The organism is Pseudomonas sp. Os17 (assembly GCF_001547895.1).
Taxonomy (GTDB): Bacteria; Pseudomonadota; Gammaproteobacteria; order Pseudomonadales; family Pseudomonadaceae; genus Aquipseudomonas.
In genome coordinates, this window is record NZ_AP014627.1 from 2,545,893 (window position 1) to 2,563,523 (window position 17,631).

The following is a 17,631-nucleotide window of genomic DNA, read 5'->3' on the forward strand; positions in this document are numbered from 1 at the left end:
GGTAACAAGAGCGACAGCTCAGACGTTTCTTATTAGTGGTGGGAATTTATTTCAAGGCGGCCTGAGAATTGGCCTGGATAGGCTCAAGACCGGGCTGAAGGCCCGTATTCAGGTGTCTTATTGCGGCTGCGGCCGAGTCTGATGATGGCGGGATTTACTATTTCAGGGTGTTAAAAAGCCGCCGTCTACGGATCAGCTCAGAAGCGCAGATGACCGTATGGGCGATGCAAGGTTTGCGGGCCTGTTCGCCGGCAAGCCGGCTCCTACGGGAATATCGCGCGGTGTCAGGGCGACCGTAGGAGCTGGCTTGCCAGCGAAAGCGTTGCCATGGACGGTGCAAGGCTTGCGGGCCCTTTCGCCGGCAAGCCGGCTCCCACGGGAATATCGCGCGGTGTCAGGGCGACCGTAGGAGCTGGCTTACCAGCGAAAGCGTTGCCATGGACGGTGCAAGGCTTGCGGGTCCTTTCGCCGGCAAGCCGGCTCCTACGGGAATATCGCGCGGTGTCAGGGCGACCGTAGGAGCTGGCTTGCCAGCGAGGGCGTTGCCATGGACGGTGCAAGGCTTGCGGGCCCTTTCGCTGGCAAGCCGGCTCCTACGGGAATATCGTGCGGTGTCAGGGCGACCGTAGGAGCTGGCTTGCCAGCGAAGGCGGCCCTACGGGCGGTGCATGGCGTTCGGACCCGTTCGCCTACGCTCAGACCACGGTGCCGAACACGCTGCCCACGGCGGCGGTGAGGCCCATGGCCAGGGCGCCCCAGAGGGTCACGCGCCAGGCCCCCGCCAGCACCCTGGCGCCGCCGGCGTTGGCCGCCACGGCTCCCAGGCCACCGAGGAACACCAGGGACATGCCGGCAATCCACGGCACCACGCTGTGGGTCGGGGCGATGAAGGTCACCGCCAGCGGCAGCGCCGCGCCCACCACGAAGCTGGCCGCCGAGGCCAGGGCCGCCTGCAGCGGCTTGGCCGCCAGGGCCTCGCTGATACCCAGTTCGTCGCGGGCGTGAGCCCCCAGGGCATCGTGGGCCATCAGTTGCACCGCCACCTGGCGGGACAGTTCCGGGTTGACGCCGCGGCTCTGATAGATGTGGGCCAGCTCGTTGAGTTCGGCCTGGTGATCGCTGGCCAGTTCGGCGCGTTCCCGGGCCAGGTCGGCCTGTTCGGTATCGGCCTGGGAGTGCACGGACACGTATTCTCCGGCGGCCATCGACATGGCCCCCGCCACCAGCCCGGCCATGCCGGTGACCAGCAGCGTGCCGTGGCTGGCGCTGGCCGCGGCCACGCCGATCAGCAGGCTGGCGGTGGAGACAATGCCATCGTTGGCCCCCAGGACGGCGGCGCGCAGCCAGCCAATACGGTCGTTACGGTGCAGTTCGCGGTGTCGGTGCATGAATTTCATCGGCCATGGACTCAGGTGGAGGGCACTGAACAATTTGTCGGGTGGGCCCGGGCTTCAACGGGCCTCGATGTCGGCCTGCAACTGCCCACCCACAATAGACACTTCCCGCAACTGCCCCGCGTCGCGGATCACAAACAAGGCATCCATACCGCGCTCCTGGGCCAGCCGTGGCCCTTCGATTTCGCCCAGCACCAGCAGCGCGGTGGCCCAGGCATCGGCCAGCATGCAACTGCCGGCCACCACGCTGACCGAGGCCAGACGATTGCGCAGGGGTTCGCCAGTCGTCGGGTCCAGGGTATGAGCGTAGGACTGTCCGGCGATGTCCACCCACTGACGGTAGTCGCCGGAGGTGGCGATGGCTGCATCTTCCAGCTCCATCACCCCCATGACCTGGCGTTCCCCGCGCAGGGGTTTCTCCACGGCCACGCTCCAGGGCTGGCCCCCGGGCTTGCGGCCCCGGGCGCGCATTTCGCCGTCGATCCCCACCAGATAGTCGCGGATGCACGAGGCGTCCAGGGCCCGGGCCAGTTCGTCGACGCCAAAGCCCTTGGCAATGCCGTTGAGGTCCAGGCGCAGTGGGCCGCGCTTGCGCAGGCGGTGGCGCCTGGGTTCCAGCACCAGGGCGCTGCCGGCACAGTGGCGGCGCTGCCGGCTCAGTTCACACAAGGCCGCAGGTTCCAGGGTCCGCGGCGCGGGGCCAAAGCCCCAGTTGCGCACCAGCTCCCCCACGCCAATCTCGAAGGCGCCGCGCGATTGCTCGCTGACCCGCAGCGCGGTGCTGATGACCTGCATCAGCTCCCGCGGCACGCTGATCCAGCGGTGCCGGGGCGCGGCGTTGAGGCGGTTGAGATCGGACTGGGGGTTCCAGCCCGACATCTGCTGCTCGACCCTGGCCACGGCCTGGGCCAGGCGCTCGCCGAGGTCCTGGGTGGCGAAGCCCGGGGCGGCGTAGAACAGCGCGCTGTAGCGGCTGCCCATGGTCGGGCCGTTGAGGCTGTAGCGCTGCAGTGCGGCGGTTTCAGTAGACATCTTCACGGTAACGTCCTTGGGCCTTGAGGGTCAGTACGCTGAGGTTGAGCGGGGCCAGCACTTCGTCCAGGGCCTGCATCACGCCCTTGGCCATCTCCCGGCTGCCGCAGACCAGCACCTGGGCGCCTTTTTCCACCAGCCGGCGCAGCGCCAGGGCATCGGCCAGCAGCCGGTCCTGCACGTAGCCGCGCTCCTGGGCCTGGGAGAAGGCCGCGCGCAGGGCGGTCAGGCGCCGGTCCGCCAGATAGCCCTTGAGTTCCGGCTCGTAGAGAAAATCCGAGGCCGGGTGACGCCCGCCCCAATACAGGTGCATCGGCTGCCGGGCCCGGTTGCCGCGGATGAACCCCGCCAGAGGGCCGATGCCGGTGCCGGCACCGATCAGGATCACCGGCTGCGCGCCTTTGAGCGGACGAAACTGCGGATTGGGCTGGATGAAACCTTGGATTCGCGCGCCTGCGTGCAGCTCATGGAGAAAGCCCGAGCACAGGCCCCCCGGGTGCTTGCGCACGCAGATCTCCAGCACCCCGTCGGCGCGGCTGCTGGCCAGGGAATAGAAGCGGGGCTGGGCCGTGCCGGGGGGCAAGATGCCCACCAGGTCGCCGGCCTGGAACTCGGGCAACGGCTGTCCGCTGCCGTCGGCGGCCTTGAAGCGCAGGATCCGCGTCGGCGCCTGGACCTGATCGCCATAGGCCACCGACTCCACCAGTTGCCACTGGTGGCAGGGTAGGGCGTGGGCCTGATGCTGCAGGTCCAGGGGCAGGCCCAAGGCCCGGCCCAGGGCTTGGCCCCAGCGCTGAAACGCCTGGGGCGACTGGCGATCGATGGTTTCCAGGGGCAGCAGGCACTGCGCCGCGCCGGCGTCCAGGGCGTTCTGCACCTGTTCGGCAAAGCCGCAGAAACGCGGGAACTGCCGGTCGCCAAAGCCCAGCACGGCATACGCCAGGTCGGGCGCCAGCGGCCGTTGTTGCAGGCGTGTGAGAAAGCCCTGGGCCGAGGCCGGGGCATCGCCGTCGCCGTGGGTGGCGGTGAGGATCAGTAACTGGCGGGCCTTGGGGTAGTCGTTGCGCAGCTGGTTCATCGGCGCGCTGTGGACCCGGCGTCCTGCCGCCACCAGGGCCTGCTGCAGGGTCCGGGCAAAGCCCCAGGTGCCGTTGCTTTCGCTGCCCACCAGGATCACGCAGTCGGCGGCGTCGGCCGGGCAGTTGTCGTCGATCGCCACCGCGTCGCGACGCCGGCGCCACCACAGCCACAGGCCGGTGAGGCTCATCAGCGGCACCCCCAGGGCGCTGACGCCCAGCAGCAGGCCCAGCCACCACAGGCCTTCGCCGGTGTGCAGTTGATAGATGAACCCGGAAACCTGCTGCATTGCGCCCTCGGGCTGGAAGGCCAGCAGGGCACCGCTGGCCGGATCGACATAACCTTGGCCGCTGCGGGTGTGCAGGCTGAACAGATCCCCAGGGCTGTCAGGGTCGGGGTAGACCAGCTCGCGCAGATCCTTGAGGTCCACGGCCTGCAACGCCGAGAGACTCGCCACCGGCAAGGCCGGGCCAGCGCTGATCGCGGCCAGCAGGGCGGGCTGGTTCTGGGCGTCGTCGGCGATCAGGCCCAAGGTGCCGGCCGACAGGTACAGCCCGCTCAAGGCCGACAGCAGCAGGCCAAGGAGCGTCAGGCGTCCCACCTCGGCGTGCCAGCGCTGGCTGAAACTGCCGCGCAACGGCCGCAGCAGCTTGCTCCAGCCACCGGCGCGGCGGGCCAGCAGCAGCGCGCCGGACGCCGCCAGCAACAGCATCGCCAGGGCGCCCAGGGCCGCCACCACATGCCCCGTGGTGTCGAGCAACAGCGAACGGTGCAGCTCCTTGACCCAGCGGGCAAAGGCCGAGGGTGTGTAGGGCGCCAGTACCGCGCCGGTCCGCGGATCGACGCGGCTGGCCAGGGTCTGGCCATGCTCGCGGTGGTAGACGATCAGCGTGCCGGAGGGCGTGCGGCGGATCTGCTCGATCCCACTGAGCTGGCCGGCCACGCGCCCGGCCAGCTGCGCGACGCTGACTTCAGCCGCCGCCGGTGGCGCCTGCAGGCGTTCCAGGGCCGGGTTCAGCGCCAGGGTCGCGCCGCTGATGGCCAGCAGCATCACCAGCAGGGCGGCCAGCAGTCCGGGGATTGAGTGCAACGAGCGCAACATGGTCGGGCCTCCTCGGGGCGCAGGGTCTACAGGTCGTAGCGCAGGGACTGCACGTAGGTGCTGCCACTGGCGGGTTGCCCGCTGCCCTTGAGGGTCAGGGGCAGGACCACGTCGGCGCGGACATCGCGCTGGTCTTCCACAGCGCTGTCGATGCGGATCTGATACCCGGCGTCGATCAGGCTGTCCGCCAGGTCGGCGCTGACCGTCAGGGTCTCGCCGCTGCCGACGCTGGCGCCGGTGACGCCGTCGTACTGGCCGGCAGCCGCGCCGCCACTGCGGGCCCACCCTGACAGGTGCTTGTAGTACTTGGCCTTCTTGCCGGCCACCCACAGGGTCTTCTGGTAGGCGCCGCTGGCGTCGGTGAGGTAGATCGCCAGGTACGCGCCGTTGCCGCTGTAGGGCTTGAGCTGGGTGGTCAGGGTCACTTCACGGGCCTGGGCCAGTGTCGGCAGGGCCAGGGCCGCGGTGAGGCACCCGGCGATCAGGAGCTTGTTCATGAGGCTGTCCTTTTTGCTGAATGTGGCCGCAGCCTGGGCCGTCTAGCTGACAGCAACCTGAAGGCCGGGAAAAAACTTCAGGTCGTGGTGCTCTCGGCGACTCGGGCTTTTGCTGATCTGCCTCGCATCCCGCGGGCGCGACACTGGCTACCCTGATCAGGCCGGCGGCGTCTTCAGATTCGCGTCAGGTTCAGCGGTTAAGGTGCAGCACCACACAGGTACAGGAGAGCGTCGATGCGGGTGTTATTGGTCGAGGATGCGGCAGGGCTGGGGGACGCGGTGCGCGAGCAGATTGCCGACGATGGCCACGCCGTGGATTGGGTGCAGCGCCTGGAGCAGGCCCGGGCCAGCGTCGCCAGCACGCCCTACGACCTGATCCTGCTGGATCTGATGCTGCCCGACGGGCGCGGCCTGGAATTCCTGCGCCAGCGTCGCGGCGCCGGCGACGTGACCCCGGTGATCATCCTCACCGCCCAGGACCAGATCTCCGAGCGCATCGCCGGGCTCAATGCCGGCGCCGACGACTACCTGGTCAAGCCCTTCGACCTGTTCGAGCTGTCGGCGCGGGTCGCCGCGGTGGCCCGGCGCTACAGCGGCAACCCCAACCCGCAGATCCGCCTCGGCGAGCTGCAGGTGGACCTGAACGCCCGTACCGTGCAGCGCGACGGCAGCATCATCGACCTCACCGCCCGCGAATGGGCGGTGTTCGAGGCCTTTGTCCAGCGCCCCAGCGCCTTGCTCTCCAAGTCCCAGCTGGAGGAGCGGCTGTATGCCTTCGGCGCGGAAATCGAGAGCAACACCATCGAGGTCTACGTCAGCCGCCTGCGCAAGAAGCTCGGCCGCGAACTGATTGAAACCGTGCGTGGCATGGGCTATCGGCTGATGCCCGCATGAAGCGTCCCATCAGCCTGCAGAAACGCCTGAGCCTGGGCCTGACCCTGGGCATGACCCTGCTCTGGCTCGGGGCTACCGCCGGCACCTGGCTGGTGGTCCAGCACGAGCTGGACGAAACCTTCGACAGCGCCCTGGAAGCCACCGCCCAGCGCATCCTGCCCCTGGCCGCGCTGGAGATCGGCAACCGTCGCGGGCCGCGCCGGGCGCGGCACGTGACGACCCTGAAGATGGACAGCGAGTACCTGACCTACCTGGTGCGCGACGCCGACGGGCGGATCCTCATGCGCTCCCACGACGCCAAGCTGAAGATCTTCAGCCACCGCCCGAGCCCCGGCTTCAGCACCACGGACAAATACCGCCTGTACAGCGCCAGCATCGAGAACGGCTCGATCGTCATCGAAATCGCCGAGCCCCTGGCCCACCGCCGCGAAGCCTCGCGGGAGGCGTTGCTGGCCCTGTTGCTGCCCCTGCTCGGGCTGATTCCCATCAGCCTGCTGGGCACCTGGCTGTTCGTGCGCATCAGCCTGCGCAGCGTGCTGGCTTACCGGCGCGCGGTGGAGTCGCGCGGCGTGGGCGATCTGTCGCCGATCCAGGTGGCGCGCCTGCCGGCGGAAATCGATCCCCTGGCCGAAGCGGTCAATCATCTGCTGGAGCGCTTGCGCAAAGCCCTGGAAGCGGAACGCAGCTTCACCGCCAACAGCGCCCATGAACTGCGCACGCCCCTGGCCGCGACCCTGGCGCAGATCCAGCGCCTGCGCCAGGAAGCGCCGCAGGGGCCGTTGCAGGTGCGGGCGGCGAAGATCGAGAACGCCCTGCGGGAACTGGCCAGGCTCTCGGAAAAACTCATGCAATTGGCCAAGGCCGAAGGCGGCGGGCTGCTCTCGCAAACCCCCGAGGACCTGATTCCGTTGCTGGCCCATGGCGTGGAGGAGTGGAATCGCGGCGCGGCGGCGAGGATCAACCTGCAGTTGCCGGAGGCGGCCCGGGTGTGCACCGCCATCGATCCGGACGCCTTTGGCATCCTGCTGCGCAACCTGATCGAGAACGCCCTGAAATACGGCGATCCGGCGCAGCCGGTAGAGGTCAGCCTCGGCGCCGACGGTTGCTTGCGGGTGATCAATGGCGGGCCGCGGGTGCCGGCGGAGGTACTGCAGCGCCTGACCGAGCGCTTTGTGCGTGGCAACAGCGAAACCAGCGGTTCGGGCCTGGGCCTGGCGATTGCCCAGAGCATCGTCCACGGCGTCGGCGGCCAGCTGCACCTAGCCTCACCGGCCAGCGGCCGCGACGACGGCTTCGAAGTGCGCGTGCACTTTCCCCTGGAGAGGCCGAGCCAATCGTAGTCGCTGACTTGCCAACGAAGACGCCGGTTGGATCGGTGCAAGGCTTGCGGGTCTGTTCGCCGGCAAGCCGGCTCCTACGCAATGTGCTGCCGCTGAGCGGGCGTTTTTAGGCGTTGGCTGGCCGACGAAGGCGCCGGTTGGATCGGTGCAAGGCTTGTGGGTCTGTTCGCCGGCAAGCCGGCTCCTACGCAATGTGCTGCCGCTGAGCGGGCGTCTGTAGGCGTCGGCTGGCCAACGAAGGCGCCGGTTGGATCGGTGCAAGGCTTGCGGGTCTGTTCGCCGGCAAGCCGGCTCCTACGCAATGCGCTGCCGCTGAGCGGGTGTCTGTAGGCGCTGGCTGGCCAACGAAGGCGTCGGTTGGATCTGTGCAAGGCTTGTGGGTCTGTTCGCCGGCAAGCCGGCTCCTACGCAATGTGCTGCCGCTGAGCGGGCGTCTGTAGGCGTCGGCTGGCCGGCGAAGGCGTCGGTTGGATCGGTGCAAGGCTTGCGGGTCTGTTCGCCGGCAAGCCGGCTCCTACGTAATGCGCTGCCGCTGAGCGGGCGTCTGTAGGAGCTGGCTGGCCAGCGAAGGGGCCGTTTGGGGCGGTGCAAGGTTTGCGGGCTTACTCGCCGCGAATGTATTGCTCCAGCTGGCGGATCAGGTCGGCCTGTTCGGCAATCGCTTCCTTGACCAGGTCGCCGATCGACAGCAACCCCAGCAACTGGCCGTTCTCCACCACCGGCAGGTGGCGCAGGTGGTGGTCGGTCATGATGCTCATGCAGGTTTCCACGTTCTGGTGCGAGTCCACGGTGATCACCGGTGAACTCATGATGGCGCTGACCGGGGTGCCCACCGATGAGCGCCCGTGCAGTACCAGCTTGCGCGCGTAGTCTCGTTCGCTGATGACCCCGACCACTGCACCGTTCTCCATCACCGGCAGGGCACCGACGTTTTTTTCGGCCATCAGCATCAGCGCTTCCAGGACCATCTGGTGCGGGGCGATGGTGTGCACTTGCTGGTTGTGCTTGGCCTTGAGTTTCAGCAGTTCTGCGACGCTCTTCATGGGGCGCTCCGAGGGTTCTACGTGGGGCGGCGATGTGCCGCCCTGAGGGGTTTCTAAAGAATCGTAGAGACTCGACCAACCGGCAAGGCTGAAAACGGCAGATAAACGGCGAAAAACGTCAGCCCGGGGATTTTTTTTCATCGCGGCCTCGATAACGGGGCCGTGGCCGTCAGTGGAAGCGTTGCAGGGAGAAACTCTGCAGGTCGATTTCGCTGCGGCCGTCCACCTGCAACTGGGCCAAGGCTTCGCCAATCGCCGCCGAGTGCTTGAAGCCATGGCCGGAGCAGGCGCTGACCACGGTGACGTTGGCCAGGCGCGGGTGACGGTCGATGATGAAGCCCGAATCCGGGGTCACGGTGTAGGCGCAGACGCTGGCCTTCACCAGCTCCGGCGCCAGACCGGCGATATGCGGGGCCACCAGCTCGCGGAACAGGCGCTGGGCATCGGCGTGGCTGGGTTGGCGGTCGAGGCTGTCCGGCTGGCTGCTGACGCTGTATTGCTCGGTGGCGATTTTCACGCTGCCTTCGCCGGGAATCGGCGGGAAGCCATAGCAGGTGTCGACGTCGTCGGCGCTGTGGAGGATGAAGCTCGGCGAGCGGGCCGGGTAGTGTTGCGGCTCATCGAGGCGGAACCAGTACAGCTGCTGGCGGCAGACCTGCAGCAGGGCGTCGAAGGGCGCGCCGAGCAGCTGCGCCGACCACATGCCGGCGCTGACGATCACCTGCCGGGCGCGAATTCGCGAACCGGTGCTGATGACGTCCACACCCTCGGCGTCGGACTTGAGCTCCTGCACGGTCTGGCCGGTGATCAGGGTCGCCCCCAGTTGCCGGGCCCGGGTCAGTTGCGCGTCGATGCAGCGTTCCGGGCGGACAAAACCGCCGCCGGGTTCGAAGTAGCCCCGGGCGCTGTCGGCCAACGGGGCGAACTGCGGAAAGCGCCGGCGGATCTCGGCGGCATCAAGTACCTGGTGCTCGATGCCGTAGTGTCGGGCCAGCGCGATGCTGTTGTCGGTGAAGTCCCGGTCCTGCGCCGGGCGCTGCGGATCGGTGCTGGCGGTCATCACCAGCACCCCGCACTGCTCGAACAGCGCCACGTCCAGTTCGGCTTCCAGTTCGCGCCAGATCTCTTGCGAACGGATCGCCAGGGGCACGTAGGCCGCGCCTTCGCCCACCGCCTGGCGGGTGATGCGCGTGTCGCCGTGGCTGGAGCCCTGATCATGGGGCGGGGCGAAGCGGTCGATGCCCGCCACCTTGACCCCGCGCTTGGCCAGTTGATAGAGGGTGGCGGCACCCATGGCGCCCAGGCCTACGACGACAACATCGAATTCGGGTGTCTGCACGGCAAGATCCTTGAAGGGTGGCGGCTCAGCGACGGTTGATCGTGGCCAGGGTCATGGGCGCGATGATCCGGTGGAACGGCGCCACCGGCAGCATGTACAGGCGCCCCAGGCGGTTGTGCGGATGCACCACGGTGCTCAGCACCACCGGGCGCAGGCCCTCGGCGGTCAGGGGCTGGAGGTTGAGCGACAGGTGCACGTCCAGGTGCTTGTCGCGGTCTACCACCAGCACTTCGTCGGGGCTTTGGGAGATCAGGGTGAAGATGCCGACCCGGTCGCCGGGCTGGTAATCCTCGTCAGGGCGCGCCAGGTCGATGCGGGTCAGGCGCCCCAGGTCCTTGAGACCGAACAGCTGCACCACGCGGTTGCGCAGGCCCATCATGCGGTCGATCCAGGCCGGGGTCTGGCTCATCAGGCACAGCAGGTGGCGCATGGCGCTGCGCTCGGGGTCCTCGGCCAGGGTGCGGCGACAGTCGATGAAGCTCGCCCCCGGGGCCAGGGCAGCGATGCTGGAGTCACTGGGCAGTGGGCAAGGGTGAACAGCGGTTTTCATCGATACGGCTCCCTGTAGAACTGGCGGCTGGGGCTGTATGCCGATCAGCCACGCCAGAAGCGGCAAAAAATACCACTTCCAGCAGCGGGGAACAGCCTGTGGCTGCGACAGGGGTCGCAGACCCCTCTGCTGTCTTCAGGATCACTGCGTTTGCTGCGTCGATATGCCGCCCGAGCCGTTCGCAGCCTGCGGCAGCGGCTACAGGGTGTAGCCGCTGTCGAGCGTCAGCGAGGCTGCGACAGGGGGCGCAGGCCCCTCTGCTGTCTTCAGGATCGCTGCGTTTGCTGCATCGGTCTGCCGCCCAAGCCGTTCGCAGCCTGCGGCAGCGGCTACAGAGAACGCAAAAAAGGCGCCCGAAGGCGCCAAGGATTCACCCCAACCGAGGGAGCCGGGTGAAGCCGTTCGCAGGAGTGTCGCGGTGGTAAGGCGCGACATGAACGGAAAAAGGGCAGCCGTGCCCGCCCGCGGCGGGCACCTTGGATCATTTACCCAGCTTGATCCTGGTCCAGCCGCGGTTCATCACGCGCTGGATGGCAATCGGCTGGTCCGGCACCGCGTAGAGGGTGGCCAGTACCTCTTGTGGCGGGTAGGACGCCGGGTCGTTGCGGATCGCTTCGTCCACCAGTGGCGTGGCCGCGGCGTTGGCGTTGCTGTAGCCGAGGCTGTTGGTGACCTCGGCGATGATGTCCGCGCGCATCAGGAAGTTCATGAACAGGTAGGCGTTGTCGACGTTGGTGGCGTCCTTGGGGATGGCCATCATGTCGTAGAAGCTGCCGGCGCCTTCCTTGGGAATGCTGAACGCGACCTTCTCCTTGTTGCCGGCCTCTTCGGCGCGGGAACGGGCTTGCAGTACGTCGCCGGAGTAACCCACGGCCACGCAGATGTTGCCGTTGGCCAGGTCCGAGATGTACTTGGAGGAATGGAAGTAGGTCACCGAAGGCCGGATCTTCATGAACAGTTCCTGGGCTTCGAGGATCTGCGCCTTGTCCTTGCTGGTCACCGGGTAGCCCAGGTAGTGCAGGGCGGCGGGGAGCATTTCGGTGGGCGAGTCGAGGAAGCTGATGCCGCAGGCCTTGAGCTTCTCGGCGTTCTCCGGCTTGAACAGCAGGTCCCAGGAGTTGATCGGGGCATCAGTGCCCAGGGCCGCCTTGACCTTGTCCGGGTTGTAGCCGATGCCGATCGAGCCCCACATGTAGGGGAAGGCGTGGGCGTTGCCCGGGTCGCTGGCGGAGGCGTTCTTGAGCAGCACCGGGTTGAGGTTCTTCCAGTTGGGCAGCTTGGACTTGTCCAGTTCCTGGTAGACCCCGGCCTTGATCTGCTTGGCCAGGAAACTGTTGGACGGCACCACGATGTCGTAGCCGGACTTGCCGGTGAGCAGGCGGGCTTCCAGGGTTTCGTTGCTGTCGAAGACGTCGTAGGTGACATGGATGCCGGTTTCGGCCTCGAACTTTTTCAGGGTGTCCGGGGCGATGTAGTCCGACCAGTTGTAGACGCGCAGCACTTTGTCGTTGGCTTGAGCGCCGGTCAACAGTGCGCCCATCAAGGACACTGAGAGCAGGGTTTTGGCGAACAGTGTCCTGCCAGGCATTTTCATTACTACAACTCCATTTCTTATTGTGCAGATTGCTGCGTTTGCAACTCGGGGGTTCGGGTGAGCCTTTTTCGCCAGCAAGCTGGCTCCTACAGGTTTGGGTTATCTGTAGGAGCCAGCTGGCTGGCGAAGAGGCCGTCAGGCCGTCGCCGGCGCGGGTACCGCAGGTTTTTTCGCCGCCGGTGGCTGCCAGGATTCGTTGGCGGTGAAGTCCATGGCTTCCTGGATCGCCCGCTTGCGGGCCGCTTCGGCGCGACGGCCGAAGTACCAGACCAGGAAGGTCACCAGGGACACCGCCAGCAGGATCAGGCTGGCCACGGCGTTGATCTCGGGTTTGACCCCCAGGCGCACCGCCGAGAACACTTCCATCGGCAAGGTGGTGGAACCCGGGCCGGAAACGAAGCTGGCCAGCACCAGGTCATCCAGGGACAGGGCAAAGGACATCATGCCGCCGGCCGCCAGTGACGGCGCGATCATCGGAATGGTGATCAGGAAGAACACCTTGAACGGTCGCGCTCCCAGGTCCATGGCCGCTTCTTCGATGGACAGGTCCAGCTCCCGCAGGCGCGCGGAGACTACCACGGCCACGTAGGCGGCGCAGAATGTGGTGTGGGCGATCCAGATGGTGACGATGCCGCGTTCCATGGGCCAGCCGATCAATTGCGCCATGGCCACGAACAGCAGCAACAGCGACAGGCCGGTGATCACCTCGGGCATCACCAGCGGTGCGGTGACCAGGCCGCCGAACAGGGTGCGGCCCTTGAAGCGGGTGACCCGGGTCAGCACGAAGGCCGCCAGGGTGCCCAGGGCCACCGCCGCCACGGCGGTGTAGCAGGCGATCTCCAGGGAGCGGGCCACCGAGCCCATCAACTGCTGGTTGTCCAGCAGGCCGACGTACCACTTGATTGACCAGCCGCCCCACACCGTCACCAGCTTGGAGGCGTTGAACGAGTAGATCACCAGGATCAGCATCGGCAGGTAGATGAACAGCAGGCCCAGCACCAGCATCAGTTTGGAAAATTCGAAGCGTTTCATGCCCGTGCCTCCATCTCTTTGGCCTGGCTGCGGTTGAACAGCAGGATCGGAATAATCAGGATCGCCAGCATCACCACCGCCAGGGCGGAGGCCACCGGCCAGTCACGGTTGTTGAAGAATTCCTGCCACAGCACGCGGCCGATCATCAGGGTTTCCGGGCCGCCCAGGAGTTCCGGAATCACGAACTCGCCGACCACGGGAATGAACACCAGCATGCAACCGGCAATGATGCCGTTCTTGGCCAGGGGCACGGTGATCTTCCAGAAGTTGTTGAAGTTGCTCGACCCCAGGTCCGACGCGGCTTCCAGCAGGCTCTGGTCATGCTTGACCAGGTTGGCGTACAGCGGCAGCACCATGAACGGCAGGTAGGCGTAGACCACGCCGATATAGACGGCGGTGTTGGTGTTGAGGATTTCCAGCGGCTGGCTGATCAGCCCGGTCCACAGCAGGAAGCTGTTGAGCAGGCCGTTGTTGCTGAGGATGCCCATCCAGGCATAGACGCGGATCAGGATCGCGGTCCAGGTCGGCATCATGATCAGCAGCAGCAAGACGTTCTGCGCTTCCTTGCTGGCCTTGGAGATGGCGTAGGCCATGGGGAAACCCACCACCAGGCACATCAGGGTGCTCAGCAGCGCCACCTTCAGCGACCCCAGGTAGGCCGAGAAGTACAGCTCGTCGCCGGCCAGCATGGCGTAGTTGCCCAGGTTCAGCAGCAGCTGGAATTTCTGTTCGGCGTAGCTGTAGATCTCCGAGTAGGGCGGGATCGCCAGGGCCGCTTCCGAGAAGCTGATCTTCATCACCAAAAAGAACGGCAGCATGAAGAACAGGAACAGCCAGAGGAAAGGAACGCCGATCACCAGCTTGCGACCGCTGGGCAGCATGCGGAACAGTTTCTGATTGACAGTGCTCATGCTCGAAGTCCTCATGCCCGCAGCACCACGCCGCTGTCGTCTTCCCACCAGACGTAGACCTGGTCGTCCCAGGTCGGCCGCGCGCCACGGCGCTCGGCGTTGGCCATGAACGACTGGACGATCTTGCCGCCGGGCAGCTCGACGTAGAACACCGAGTGGCCGCCCAGGTAGGCGATGTCGTGCACCTTGCCTTTGGACCAGTTGTAGCGGGCGTCGGGCTTGAGGGTGGTGACCAGCATCTTTTCCGGGCGAATCGCGTAGGTCACCGACTTGTCCTGTACCGAGGTGCTGACCCCGTGGCCGACATAGATCTGCTGCTCAAGGTCCGGGCAGTCGATGATGGCGTAGCCTTCCAGGTCTTCGGTGACGGTGCCGTCGAAGGCGTTGACGTTGCCGATGAACTCGCACACCAGGCGGCTGACCGGCGCCTCGTAGATGTCCACCGGGCTGCCGGTCTGGGCGATCCAGCCCAGGTGCATGATGGCGATGCGCTGGGCCATGGTCATGGCCTCTTCCTGGTCGTGGGTCACCATCACGCAGGTCACGCCCACGCGTTCGATGATTTCCACCAGTTCCAGCTGCATCTGCGAGCGCAGCTTCTTGTCCAGGGCGCCCATGGGTTCGTCCAGCAAGAGCAGCTTGGGGCGCTTGGCCAGGGAGCGGGCCAGGGCCACCCGCTGGCGCTGGCCACCGGACAGCTGGTGCGGCTTGCGCCGGGCGTACTGGGTCATGTGCACCAGCTTGAGCATTTCCTCGACCCGGGCCTCGATCTCGGCGGGCGGCAGGCGGTCCTGCTTGAGGCCGAAGGCGATGTTCTGGGCCACGGTCATGTGCGGGAACAGGGCGTAGGACTGGAACATCATGTTGATCGGCCGCTCATAGGGCGGCATGTCGGTGATGTCCACGCCATCCAGCAGGATGCGGCCTTCGGTGGGGCGTTCGAAGCCGGCGAGCATGCGCAGCAGGGTGGATTTGCCGGAGCCGGAACCGCCCAGCAGGGCAAAGATCTCGCCCTGGTGGATCTCCAGGGACACATCGTCCACGGCCACGGTTTCATCGAACTTCTTGGTCACCCGGTCGATCTTGACCAGGACCTTCTGCGGGCTCGGGGTGCCTTCGAGGGCCTTGCGGTAAGTGCTGGAGGCGTTTGCCATGTGAAACTCCCAACAGGTGTCAGCAGCCTGGCCAATTCGGCCGGGCCTAAAGGTTGATTGCCAGCCCGCAAGGGGTGCGGGCTGATTCGGCGCTGCCTTCCTGGCGGCCTGACGCTATTTGTTGTTGTGGTCTTGCCGTGTGTTGCTCACGCCGGACGTCGGGCGCGCACAGGCGCGCTCGCCGTGGGGCAGGGCGTGGTGAATCTCGTTGAATGCCTGGAAGGCCGCCGCAGCGGCCGGGGTTTGCCGGTTAGCGGCGTTGCGCGGCCCGTTGCCGGCAGGCGTCGCCAAAGGCCTGGAAGATCCGCAGGTAGGCCGGGTTCGACAGCACCTGCCATTCCGGGTGCCACTGCACGCCGAAGGCAAAGGCTGCGCTGTGTTCCACCGACAGCGCCTCGATCAGGCCATCCGGGGCCACGGCCTCGACCCGCAGGCCGGGGGCCAGGCGGTCGACGCCCTGGCTATGGATCGAGTTGACCTGGATCTCGCCGGCCAGGCCCATGGCCTCGAACACGCCGCCGGGCTGGATCGCCACCGGGTGCGCCGGGGCGTACTGCACTTCGATGCGCGGGTCGTCGGCTTCGCGGTGGTCCATGTAGCCCGGCAGTTCATGCACCTTCTGGTGCAGGCTGCCACCGAAGGCCACGTTCATTTCCTGGAAGCCGCGGCAGATGCCGAGCACCGGCACGCCGGCGGCAATCGCCGCGCGCAGCAGGGGCAGGGTGGTGGCATCGCGCTGCGGGTCATGGGCGGTGCCCGGTGCGCTGGGCGTGCCCTGGTAATGGAAGGGTTCGACATTGGACGGCGAGCCGGTGAACAGCAGCCCGTCCATGTTGTGCAGCAGATCGTCGATATCGATCAGATCCGCCAGGGAAGGAATGATCAGGGGCAGGCCCTCGGCCGCGACGCTGACAGCACGCAAGTACTTGTCGCCGCTGACGTGGTAGGGGTGCAGGCCGATCTCTTTGACGCACGCAGTAACGCCGATCAATGGCTTGAATGCCATTTTTATCACCTCGAAATTCACGCTGGAACGAGTTTTTCCAGAGCTTATCCTCGTTGATTTTAATTAACAACTTCCATGTAAAAAATTCTAAACGTTACTCGTCCGAAACCCGCAGACGGCGCGGATTGCGCCGGTTATTTGTCTCCAGTGGAGCAAAATAATTGACGAAAAGCCGCCGCTGTTGGCTATTGACTCCGGTTTTTCTTTCGGGTTGACTGCTGGCGTGTCACAGCAGTGAACATAATAATTAACACAATAGGTGCATCATGTCGGTCCCCCCGCGTGCCATTCAGCTCAATGAAGCCAACGCCTTCCTGAAAAAACACCCCGAGGTTCTCTACGTCGATCTGCTGATTGCAGACATGAACGGTGTGGTGCGCGGCAAGCGCATCGAGCGCACCGCGCTGCACAAGGTCTACGAGAAGGGCATCAACCTGCCAGCCTCGCTGTTTGCCCTGGATATCAACGGCTCCACGGTGGAAAGCACCGGCCTGGGCCTGGACATCGGCGACGCCGACCGCATCTGCTACCCGATCCCCGGCACCCTGAGCGTTGAACCCTGGCAGAAGCGCCCCACCGCGCAACTGCTGATGACCATGCACGAGATCGAGGGCCAGCCATTCTTCGCCGACCCGCGCGAAGTGCTGCGCCAGGTGGTGAGCAAGTTCGACGCGCTGGGCCTGACCATCTGCGCCGCCTTCGAGCTGGAGTTCTACCTGATCGACCAGGACAACGTGAACGGCCGTCCGCAGTCGCCGCGCTCGCCGATTTCCGGCAAGCGTCCGCAGTCGACCCAGGTCTACCTGATCGACGATCTGGACGAATACGTGGACTGCCTGCAGGACATCCTCGAAGGCGCGAAAGAGCAGGGCATCCCGGCCGACGCCATCGTCAAGGAAAGCGCCCCGGCGCAGTTCGAGGTCAACCTGCACCACGTCAGCGACCCGATCAAAGCCTGCGACTACGCGGTGCTGCTCAAGCGCCTGGTGAAGAACATCGCCTACGACCATGAAATGGACACCACCTTCATGGCCAAGCCCTACCCGGGCCAGGCGGGCAACGGCCTGCACGTGCACATTTCGATCCTCGACAAGCAGGGCAACAACATCTTCGCCAGCGAAGACCCGGAAACCAACGAAGCCCTGCGTCACGCCATCGGCGGCGTGCTGCAAACCCTGCCCGAGCAGATGGCCTTCCTGTGCCCCAACGTCAACTCCTACCGGCGTTTCGGCGCGCAGTTCTACGTGCCCAACTCGCCGACCTGGGGCGTCGACAACCGCACCGTGGCCGTGCGCGTGCCGACCGGTTCGGCGGACTCGGTGCGCATCGAACACCGGGTCGCCGGTGCCGACGCCAACCCGTACCTGCTGATGGCCTCGGTGCTGTCAGGCATCCATCACGGCCTGACCAACAAGATCGAGCCGGGCCCGGCGATGGAAGGCAACGCCTACGAACAGAGCGAGCCGAGCCTGCCGACCAACCTGCGGGACGCCCTGCGCGTACTGGACGACAGCGAAGTGATGGCCAAGTACATCGACCCGATGTACATCGACGTCTTTGTCGCCTGTAAGGAAAGCGAGTTGGCGGAGTTCGAAAACTCCATCTCCGACCTGGAATACAACTGGTACCTGCACACGGTCTGATGGCCGTGTCACGTCCTGCCTTG

At 65.9% G+C, this 17,631-nt stretch carries 15 protein-coding genes; 3 read left to right on the forward strand and 12 right to left on the reverse strand.

The genetic code is table 11. The features are described from left to right. Positions 1-695 precede the first annotated feature (695 nt). Genes POS17_RS11470 through POS17_RS11485 form a run of 4 tightly spaced genes read right to left on the reverse strand, consistent with a single transcriptional unit; the run spans position 696 to position 5,102 of the window. Positions 696-1,397 carry a VIT1/CCC1 transporter family protein gene (locus POS17_RS11470; protein WP_060838650.1) on the reverse strand — a complete coding sequence of 234 codons (702 nt, stop codon included), beginning with the start codon at positions 1,395-1,397 and terminating at the stop codon, positions 696-698. A 54-nt stretch (positions 1,398-1,451) separates the two neighbouring features. Continuing rightward, positions 1,452-2,426 carry an FAD:protein FMN transferase gene (locus POS17_RS11475; RefSeq protein WP_060838651.1) on the reverse strand — a complete coding sequence of 325 codons (975 nt, stop codon included), beginning with the start codon at positions 2,424-2,426 and terminating at the stop codon, positions 1,452-1,454. Further along, positions 2,416-4,605 (reverse strand): PepSY domain-containing protein, encoded by a 2,190-nt coding sequence (locus tag POS17_RS11480; RefSeq protein ID WP_060838652.1) that lies wholly within the window; start codon positions 4,603-4,605, stop codon positions 2,416-2,418. The genes POS17_RS11475 and POS17_RS11480 overlap by 11 nt, the downstream gene beginning before the upstream one ends. Positions 4,606-4,631: 26 nt before the next feature. After that, positions 4,632-5,102, reverse strand: coding sequence for a DUF2271 domain-containing protein (locus tag POS17_RS11485; RefSeq protein WP_060838653.1), 471 nt, complete (start codon positions 5,100-5,102; stop codon positions 4,632-4,634). 234 nt (positions 5,103-5,336) lie between these two features. Between POS17_RS11485 and POS17_RS11490 the strand changes: the two genes are divergently transcribed. Further along, on the forward strand, positions 5,337-5,996 hold the full coding sequence (locus POS17_RS11490; RefSeq protein ID WP_060838654.1) for a response regulator transcription factor: 660 nt from the start codon (positions 5,337-5,339) through the stop codon (positions 5,994-5,996). Next, positions 5,993-7,336 carry a sensor histidine kinase gene (locus tag POS17_RS11495; protein ID WP_060838655.1) on the forward strand — a complete coding sequence of 448 codons (1,344 nt, stop codon included), beginning with the start codon at positions 5,993-5,995 and terminating at the stop codon, positions 7,334-7,336. Before POS17_RS11490 ends, POS17_RS11495 begins: the two co-directional genes overlap by 4 nt. Positions 7,337-7,938: 602 nt before the next feature. Here POS17_RS11495 and POS17_RS11500 read toward each other — a convergent pair. The 8 genes from POS17_RS11500 to POS17_RS11535 all read right to left on the reverse strand — a co-directional run bounded on the left by POS17_RS11500 (position 7,939) and on the right by POS17_RS11535 (position 15,965). Further along, positions 7,939-8,379, reverse strand: coding sequence for a CBS domain-containing protein (locus POS17_RS11500; RefSeq protein WP_060838656.1), 441 nt, complete (start codon positions 8,377-8,379; stop codon positions 7,939-7,941). Between the two features lie 169 nt (positions 8,380-8,548). Next, entirely contained in the window at positions 8,549-9,718 is a 1,170-nt protein-coding gene (gene solA, locus POS17_RS11505; protein ID WP_060838657.1) for an N-methyl-L-tryptophan oxidase, read from the reverse strand. Between the two features lie 25 nt (positions 9,719-9,743). Then, a complete protein-coding gene (locus POS17_RS11510; RefSeq protein WP_060838658.1) occupies positions 9,744-10,268 on the reverse strand; it encodes a DUF2867 domain-containing protein in 525 nt (174 codons plus the stop codon). Positions 10,269-10,749: 481 nt separating this feature from the next. Continuing rightward, entirely contained in the window at positions 10,750-11,856 is a 1,107-nt protein-coding gene (locus tag POS17_RS11515; RefSeq protein ID WP_308811068.1) for a polyamine ABC transporter substrate-binding protein, read from the reverse strand. A 141-nt stretch (positions 11,857-11,997) separates the two neighbouring features. Continuing rightward, positions 11,998-12,894 carry an ABC transporter permease subunit gene (locus tag POS17_RS11520; RefSeq protein WP_060838660.1) on the reverse strand — a complete coding sequence of 299 codons (897 nt, stop codon included), beginning with the start codon at positions 12,892-12,894 and terminating at the stop codon, positions 11,998-12,000. Continuing rightward, positions 12,891-13,772: an ABC transporter permease subunit gene (locus tag POS17_RS11525; RefSeq protein ID WP_164990763.1), complete on the reverse strand. Its 882-nt coding sequence runs from the start codon at positions 13,770-13,772 to the stop codon at positions 12,891-12,893. Before POS17_RS11525 ends, POS17_RS11520 begins: the two co-directional genes overlap by 4 nt. A gap of 44 nt (positions 13,773-13,816) precedes the next feature. Continuing rightward, entirely contained in the window at positions 13,817-14,959 is a 1,143-nt protein-coding gene (gene potA, locus POS17_RS11530; RefSeq protein WP_060838662.1) for a polyamine ABC transporter ATP-binding protein, read from the reverse strand. Between the two features lie 250 nt (positions 14,960-15,209). Further along, a complete protein-coding gene (locus tag POS17_RS11535) occupies positions 15,210-15,965 on the reverse strand; it encodes a gamma-glutamyl-gamma-aminobutyrate hydrolase family protein (protein ID WP_060838663.1) in 756 nt (251 codons plus the stop codon). 266 nt (positions 15,966-16,231) lie between these two features. Here POS17_RS11535 and POS17_RS11540 point away from each other — a divergent pair, with 266 nt between their 5' ends. Next, on the forward strand, positions 16,232-17,608 hold the full coding sequence (locus tag POS17_RS11540; protein WP_060838664.1) for a glutamine synthetase family protein: 1,377 nt from the start codon (positions 16,232-16,234) through the stop codon (positions 17,606-17,608). Positions 17,609-17,631: the final 23 nt, after the last annotated feature.